This window comes from Rhodococcus sp. (in: high G+C Gram-positive bacteria) (genome assembly GCF_049299235.1).
In the GTDB taxonomy this organism is placed as follows: Bacteria; Actinomycetota; Actinomycetes; order Mycobacteriales; family Mycobacteriaceae; genus Rhodococcus.
The window spans coordinates 1-7633 of the sequence record NZ_JBAQXC010000118.1; the positions used below are offsets into that span (position 1 = coordinate 1).

The 7633-nt window shown below is 68.4% G+C and carries 9 protein-coding genes; 2 read left to right on the forward strand and 7 right to left on the reverse strand.

Features of this window, described 5'->3' with window-relative positions:
* From WAX14_RS07460 to WAX14_RS07470, 3 genes are all read right to left on the reverse strand, one after another.
* The coding region (locus WAX14_RS07460) for a maleylpyruvate isomerase family mycothiol-dependent enzyme (protein ID WP_422627456.1) at positions 1-222 on the reverse strand (222 nt) is incomplete at its 3' end.
* 423 nt (positions 223-645) lie between these two features.
* A complete protein-coding gene (locus tag WAX14_RS07465; RefSeq protein ID WP_422627457.1) occupies positions 646-1221 on the reverse strand; it encodes a TerD family protein in 576 nt (191 codons plus the stop codon).
* 55 nt (positions 1222-1276) lie between these two features.
* A complete protein-coding gene (locus WAX14_RS07470; RefSeq protein WP_422627458.1) occupies positions 1277-2176 on the reverse strand; it encodes a LysR family transcriptional regulator in 900 nt (299 codons plus the stop codon).
* Positions 2177-2287: 111 nt separating this feature from the next.
* On the opposite strand from WAX14_RS07470, the gene WAX14_RS07475 reads away from it, so the two are divergent.
* Positions 2288-3316 (forward strand): YeiH family protein, encoded by a 1029-nt coding sequence (locus WAX14_RS07475; protein ID WP_422627464.1) that lies wholly within the window; start codon positions 2288-2290, stop codon positions 3314-3316.
* Between the two features lie 16 nt (positions 3317-3332).
* Entirely contained in the window at positions 3333-3770 is a 438-nt protein-coding gene (locus tag WAX14_RS07480) for a PaaI family thioesterase (protein ID WP_422627459.1), read from the forward strand.
* Positions 3771-3782: 12 nt separating this feature from the next.
* Here the strand turns inward: WAX14_RS07480 and WAX14_RS07485 are convergent, their stop codons facing one another.
* The 4 genes from WAX14_RS07485 to WAX14_RS07500 form a co-directional block, all read right to left on the reverse strand.
* Positions 3783-6482: a cation-transporting P-type ATPase gene (locus WAX14_RS07485; protein WP_422627460.1), complete on the reverse strand. Its 2700-nt coding sequence runs from the start codon at positions 6480-6482 to the stop codon at positions 3783-3785.
* Positions 6483-6576: 94 nt separating this feature from the next.
* Complete coding sequence (locus WAX14_RS07490) at positions 6577-6903, reverse strand: DUF202 domain-containing protein (RefSeq protein WP_422627461.1); 327 nt, start codon at positions 6901-6903, stop codon at positions 6577-6579.
* Entirely contained in the window at positions 6900-7265 is a 366-nt protein-coding gene (locus WAX14_RS07495) for a YidH family protein (RefSeq protein WP_422627462.1), read from the reverse strand. Before WAX14_RS07495 ends, WAX14_RS07490 begins: the two co-directional genes overlap by 4 nt.
* A gap of 41 nt (positions 7266-7306) precedes the next feature.
* Positions 7307-7633, reverse strand: a 327-nt coding sequence (locus tag WAX14_RS07500) for a ubiquinol-cytochrome c reductase iron-sulfur subunit (protein ID WP_422627463.1), incomplete at its 5' end; no start/stop codon positions are given.

The window sequence follows — 7633 nt, forward strand, 5'->3', positions numbered from 1 at the left end:
GGTGAGGGCTGCGCGGGCTGCCACGGTGAACGCATCGGGGTCGCCGATCGCGGTGAGCGCCGCCCGGTCGGTCCACAGCAGGTGGCCGATCTGGTGGGCGACGGTCCAGCCGGCGGCAGGCGTCGGCGTCGCCCACTCGTCGGCGGGAAGACCGTCGACCAGCGCATCGAGGTCGTCGCCTTCCGCACGCAGATCATCGAGAAGCGCTCGCAACTCCGTCATGAGACCAGAATCACATGATCAACACAACAAATCAAGCGTTCGTGATTGTTTTTTGGTGCGCGAGTTCCCGCCCCGCTGACCAATGTTCACGCAGGAGCGAGCGACGTGGAGGTCGTATGCGGAACTCGGAACGAACGCGACGCGCACTTCCGGTCCCCGCGGTCCTCGGGGCGGCCCGGTCGATCCAGTTCGGCACCGCGTTCGCAAGCACCCCGTTCGACCGGGTGCGGTCGGCTCGGTCACCTTGCGGCTGGCCATCGCCGCGATCGTGTTGTGGGTGGTGGCGCGGTGGCCGTCACCGTCGAGTTCCTCGGCTCGCCGGCCCTGGCAGCCGTGTTGCCCCGCCGGATGTGGGACGGGCGCCGGCGAGTCCGCTGACGGTGACGGCGGCCGCGAACGAGACGCCGAAAACGCGGAGGACTATCAGATGTTGACGCCGTAATCGCGCGCGATACCGGCGAGCCCGGATGCGTATCCCTGGCCGATGGCACGGAATTTCCATTCGGCACCGTGCCGGTAGACCTCACCGAAGATCATCGCGGTTTCGGTGGAGGCGTCCTCGCTCAGGTCGTAGCGGGCGAGTTCGACACCGGTGTTGCGGTCGACGACACGGATGAACGCGTTGACGACCTGGCCGAACGACTGGCCTCGTTCGATGGCATCGTGGATCGAGACGGGGAAGAAAATGTTGGCGACGTTCGGGTCGAGCGCGACGAGGTCGATGTTGATCGATTCGTCGTCGCCGTCGCCTTCACCGGTGAGGTTGTCGCCGGTGTGCTCGACGGCGCCGTCGGGTGAGCGCAGATTGTTGTAGAACACGAAGTGCTGGTCGGTCAGGACCCGACGGTTCTGGCCGGTGAGCAGCGCCGAGGCGTCGAGGTCGTAGGCGGCACCGGTGGTGGACCGCTGGTCCCAGCCCAGGCCGACGGTGATCGCGGTGAGGTTGGCGGTCTGCTTGGACAGCGAGACGTTGCCACCTTTGGCCAGGGATACGCTCATCTGTGTACTCCTTCGTATGGGAATTATCGCCGACAACAAAGAACCTACCGGGACGTCAGAGGGCCTGTGTTCGCACGATCATGCGCACCAGTTCTCCGGCCGGCCCGGCGAGCGTGCGCGGCGGTCGCCACACCGCGCGCAGGGTTCGGGCCAGATCGAGTCCGTCGATCTCGACGATCCGCAACTCCCCTGCCGCCACGTGGCCGGCGACGGCGAGGGTACTGAGCACGGCGGGCCCGACCCCGCTCAGGACGCTGGTGCGGACCGCCGCGCCGCTGCCCAACTCGAGCAAGGGCGCAGGCCGGTCGTATTCCTCGAGCGCGAGGTCGAGTGTGCGCCGGGTGCCCGAGCCTTGTTCGCGCACCACCAGCGGGGTTTCGGCGAGTTCCGCCACGGTGACGGGGAGGCGGCGTCGCGCCCAGGGATGATCCGGGGCCACGACGACGACGAGGCGGTCGCGGGCAACCGCGATGGTGTGCAACCCGTCCGGCACGGTCGGGCCTTCGACGAAGCCGACATGGACGCGGTCGGCGGCGACCGCGTCGCACACCTGCCTCGAGTTGTGCACCTGCAGCTGGATCTGCACGTCGTCGCGCAGGGACCGGAACCGGCCCAGCCACAGGGGAATGAGGTGTTCGGCGACGGTCATGCTGGCCGCTACGACAAGCTCGGCGTGTCGTTCGCGGCGCAGCGAGTCGGCGGCGTCGAGGAGTCGCCGGATATCGGCGAGGGCTTCACGGGCCCAGTGTGCGACGACGGTCCCTTCGGGGGTGAGGGACGATCCGGCGTGCCCGCGACGCACCAGTACGACGCCGAGTTGGTGTTCGAGGCGGCGCAGGGACCGGCTGGCGTTGGGTTGCGCGATGTCGGCGGCGCGCGCGGAGGCACCGAGGCTGCCGTAGTCGTCGATGCCGACGAGAAGCTCGAGAGCTGCGGGGTCCGGCCAACTCGTCATAGCCAGATGATATGGCAGCAGCATTGAACATATCTATCTGATATTGCGCGATGCAGTATCGGCGTCTACCGCCGGCGTTCGGCACGCGACATCATCGAAGCCATGATCGCCATGCTCTCCGCGCCGGCCGTACACCTGCCCGCGGCCGCACCCGGCCTGCTGCTGTGCACAGCGGGAGCAGCCGTCGCGTTCGGCGTCGGGCAGACGATCGGTGTCGCGCCACTGCTCGTCGCGATCATGCTCGGCGTCGCGGTCGCCAATACCGTCCTGCGCCGCGACGGTGCGATCACTCGGACGCTGGCGCCCGGTACCGCGGTCGCGTCGAAGACCCTGCTGCGCATCGGCGTGGCACTGCTCGGCCTGCAACTGTTGGTTCCCGACGTCCTGGCGCTCGGATGGGGAACACTCGGCGTTGCGGTCGCGGTGGTCGCACTCGGCGTCGCGGGCACGCTGTGGCTCGGAGCACGACTCGGATTGAACTGGACCCAGCGCCTCCTCATCGCGTGCGGCTTCTCGATCTGCGGTGCCGCCGCGGCCGCCGCCGTCGACGGGATGATCTCGGCGCGTACCCGCGAACTCGTCACCACCGTCGCGCTGGTCGTCGTGTTCGGCACCGCGATGATCCCGCTGCTCCCGGCGCTCTCCGGCGCACTCGGGCTCGACGGCACCCGAGCGGGAATGTGGGCCGGTGCCGCAGTGCACGAGGTCGCGCAGGTCGTTGCCGTCGGAAGCGCGCTCGACACCACCGCTGCGGGTGCACTGACGGTCGCGGTGACCGTCAAACTCGCGCGGGTCGCGCTGCTCGCACCGGTCGCGGCGGGAGTCGGGCTCGTGGCCCGGCGCCGAGGTGAGACACCGGCGGGCACCCGTCGTCCGCCACTGGTACCGCTGTTCCTGGTCGGCTTCCTCGCCTGTGCGGCGCTCCGCGCGACCGGATTCCTGCCCGCGGCAAGCGTGCAGGTCGCGCATGCGGTGCAGGTCTGGCTGCTTGCGGCGGCGATGTTCGCGCTCGGAACGGGCGTGCGCGTCGATGTGCTGCGCGGCATCGGCTGGCGTCCGGTGGTCCTTGCCGGGTTCGCGACGGTGTGGGTCACCGCGATCGCGTTGGCCGGTGTTCTACTGGTCCACCCGCTCGGATAGGCGCACACTGCGCGTCATGGCAACCCCCCGGATTCAAAGCCCTGGTTTCGACGACGCCGCCGCAGTCCTCGCCGCGCAGCCGTTCAGCGTCCTGGTCGGCGCGCGCCTGACCACCTACACGCGACCACGCGCGGTGCTCGAGATTCCACTCCGACCGGAGTTGATGCAGCAGTTCGGTTTCGTCCACGGCGGGGTGCTGTCGTATGCGGCGGACAACGCGATCACGTTCGCCGCAGGCACGGTCCTCGGCCCGTCCATCGTCACCACCGGATTCACCATCGACTATCTGCGCCCCGCCACGGGTGTGCGGTTGCGCGCCGACGCCGCCGTCGTGGAATCGACGACACGGCAGGCACTGTGCCGATGCGAGATCGTCGCGGTCGCCGAGGACGGCACCGAAAAGGTGTGTGCGGCGGCGCAGGGCAGCGCGCGTGCGATCGAACTGTCGCGATAGCAACGTGTCCCATCATCCGCGATCCGATCTGGCGCGGATACGGCGGACCACCCACTTCTCGAACTCGGCGACGACGAAGACGGTCAGCCCGACACAGAGGACCTTCGCCCATTCCACGAGCGTGAGCCCCGCCGATCCGAACACGGTCTGGAAGAAGGGAGTGTACGTGTAGAGCAACTGCAACCCGATACAAGCCGTGATCGCGCCCAGCACATAGGGATTGCCGAACAAGCCGTCCCGGTTCAGGACCGAGCCTTCGATCCGGCGACTGTTGATCAGATAGAACATCTCGGCCACCACGATCGTGTTGACCGCGATGGTGCGCGCCACCTCCACGGTCGTACCCGATTCCAGCTCCCACAGGAACAGACCGAGCGCACCCGCCATCATGAGGACGGACACCATCGCCACCCGCCACACGAAGAACGCCGACAGCAGCGATTCGGTGGGTGGACGCGGCCGCCTGCGCATCACAGACGCCTCGGTCGGTTCGAATGCGAGCGCCAGACCCAGCGTGCTGACCGTGGCCAGATTGATCCACAGCACCTGGGCGGGCGTGAGTGGCAGCGTCAACTGGAACAGGATCGCGGCGATGACGACGAGGGCTTCGCCACCGTTGGTCGGCAGCATGAACAGCACGAACTTCTTGAGGTTGTCGTAGACACCGCGCCCCTCACGTACCGCCGCGGCGATCGTCGCGAAGTTGTCGTCCGCCAGCACCATGTCGGCGGCTTCCTTCGCGGCCTCGGTGCCGCCCGCACCCATCGCGACACCGACGTCGGCGCGGGTGAGGGCCGGCGCATCGTTGACACCGTCGCCGGTCATCGCGACCACATGACCGTTCTCCTGCAATGCCCGCACCAGCCGCAGCTTGTGTTCGGGACTGGCCCGGGCGAAAACGTCGGTGTCGGCGACGACGCGCCGCAGTTCCACGTCGTCCATCACTTCGATCTCGGCACCGGTCACCGGTTGCGAGTCGGTTCCGAGCCCCATCTGGGCGGCGATCTCGGCGGCCGTCGCGGCGTGATCACCGGTGATCATCTTGACGGTGATGCCGGCTCCGTGACATTCACGGACCGCGACCACGGCTTCCTCGCGGGGCGGATCGATGATCCCGACCAGCGCGAGCACAGTGAAGTCGTGTTCGGCGTCCTCGAAATCGAGGGTCGGACCGACAGCGTCACGATCCCGATAGGCCAGTGCCAGCACGCGCAATCCCTGCGCTGCGGTATCCGCCGCGCGAGCATTCCAGTAGCCGATGTCGACGGCAGTCCTGGAGCCGTCCGCCTCGAGCTGATGGGTGCATGCCGCGAGAACCTTCTCCGGCGCGCCCTTGAGGAAGATCCGCTCGTGTGCGTTGTCGTCGACGCGGTGCAAGGTCGCCATGAACCGGTGTTCGGATTCGAACGGCACGACATCGAGCCGCGGCCAGGTGCTCTGTGCGTCCTCCTGCGACAGGCCCGCCTTGCGCCCGAGCACGAGCAGCGCGGCCTCGGTGGGGTCGCCCTCGATCTGCCACGCCCCGTCCACCTCGAGCAGACCCGCGTCGTTGCACAGCACACCGGCCCGCACAGCCAGATCCAGGGACGGCGCCGATGCCCGATCCGTGACGGGGTCGTCGCCGACGGTCAACGTCCCGATCGGGGCATAGCCGATTCCACCGACGTCGACGTGGTGGTGTGCGCACAGCACTTTCTGCACGGTCATCTCGTTGCGGGTGAGCGTGCCGGTCTTGTCGGAGCAGATCACGGTGACCGACCCGAGCGTCTCGACCGCCGGTAGCCGCCGGATCACGGCGTTGCGCCGAGCCATCCGCTGCACCCCGAGCGACAGGGTGACGGTCATGATCGCCGGTAGTCCCTCGGGGATAGCCGAGGCGGCGAGCGCGACCACGAGGGTGAACATCTGCGCCGGGGATTCGCCGCGCCACACGATTCCGAGCACGAACGTCACGGCGGCAGCGACGAGAATGACCGCGGCCAGCCACCGGCCGAACCGGTCGATCTGCCGCAACAACGGCGTCGACGTCTTGGGGATTCCGGCGAGCAGAGCGTTGATGCGCCCGAGTTCGGTGTGGACACCGGTCGCGGTGACCACACCGTCGCCCTGCCCGAACACGGCGACGGTGCCGGCGTACGCCACCGATGTGCGATCGCCCAGTTCACTGTCGGCGTCCACGGGGTGCGCGGTCTTGTCCACGGGGACGGATTCCCCCGTCAACGCCGCCTCGTCGACCCGGAGTTCACGCACCCGGATCAGACGCAGATCAGCGGGAACCCGGTCGCCGGAGACGAGATGCACGACATCGCCGGGCACCAGGTCCGCGGCGGGCAGATCGACGATCCGCCCGTCCCTGCGCACGCGGGCGCGGGGGGCGAGCATCGCCCGTATCGAGTCGAGTGCGGACTCGGCCCGTCCTTCCTGGATGAACCCGAGCACAGCGTTGATCACGACCGCCCCGAGCAGCACCGCCGTGTCGATCCAGTGCTGCAGGAATGCGGTGATGACCGCGGCACCCAGCATCACGTACAGCAGGACGTTGTGGAACTGTCGCAGCAGCCGCCACCACCAGCGGTCCGACGGGGGACGAGGAAGAGCATTCGGGCCGTGCTCGGCCAGTCGTTGTTCCGCTTCATCGGAGGTCAGGCCGGTCGGCGAGGTATTCAGTCGATCCAGCGTGGCCGTCGTGTCGAGCGCATGCCACTGGTTCATTACCAGAACTTTACCGAAAGTGGACCGCGGGATGGCGATGACCGGCATCACCTCACGCCGGCGCCCTGCCCTGCCCCGCCCCGTCCGGGGTCTGTCAGGCGGCGGTCAGGATCAGAACCGCCGCCGCGAGTGCGAGCGTCGCGACCGTCGCAGCCATGACGACGTTGCGCCACCAGTGCTGCCCGGCCGTTCCCCGCGCGAAGCGGCGGACCCTGGAACGGTGGCCCGCGCCCGCGGTGACGAGCAGATACAGCGCCGGGGCCAGGCACAGCAGCCCGATCACCACGACCGCGGCATCCGGACCCGGTACGAATCGCATGAATCCGAGGGCGACCCCGCCGAGCACCGCCGCGGTGCGCAGCCACGCGAGGCTGGTGCGTTCCGGCTGCAACCCGGGGTCGTCGTGGATCGGACGGCTCATACGAGGATCGCCACGGCGAGCACCAGCGCGGCCACAGCGAGCAACGCCGCCAGCAGAAACGCCGCCCACGGCGCAGACAGCGGCCGCGCGGCACGCATGGCCTCCTCGACGCGCACCCACCGGATCAACGCACCGATCACCAAGACCGCCGCGAACACCAGCAGCACACACACCACGCTCGTGCGCACCACGGAACTCAGCACGTCCCCACCGAACGCTTCGAGCCCGACCGCAGCCGCGATGATGCCCAGCGACGTGCGAATCCACGCCAGAAACGTGCGTTCGTTGGCGAGGGTGAACCGCGGGTCCGGTTCGGTGCCCTCCCGCAGCCCTCTCGGCCGCCAGTCCCCTCGTGCCCTCACAGTGATGGACTCTAACCTCGGTGCGGAAAACCGGGACGGATTCAGCCGACGACGAGATCGGTGCCGCGAGCCTCGATCGGTCGCGTCTTGAGCGGCCGCTTCGCCGGTCCCTGCGCAACCGTGCCGTCGAGCCGGAATCGGCTTCCGTGGCAGTTGCACACGATCTCGTCGCCCTCCACACCGCTGATGTTGCAGCCGGAATGGGTGCAGATCGCGACGAACGCGTGAAAATCACCGGCAACCGGCTGCGACACGACCAGACGTTTGCCTTCGATCATCACGGCGCCACCGACCGGCACATCCGCGACGGCCGCGACGACTTCGGCGTCCGGACCGGGCGGGGCGGTCGTCGTCGCAGCGGATTCGCC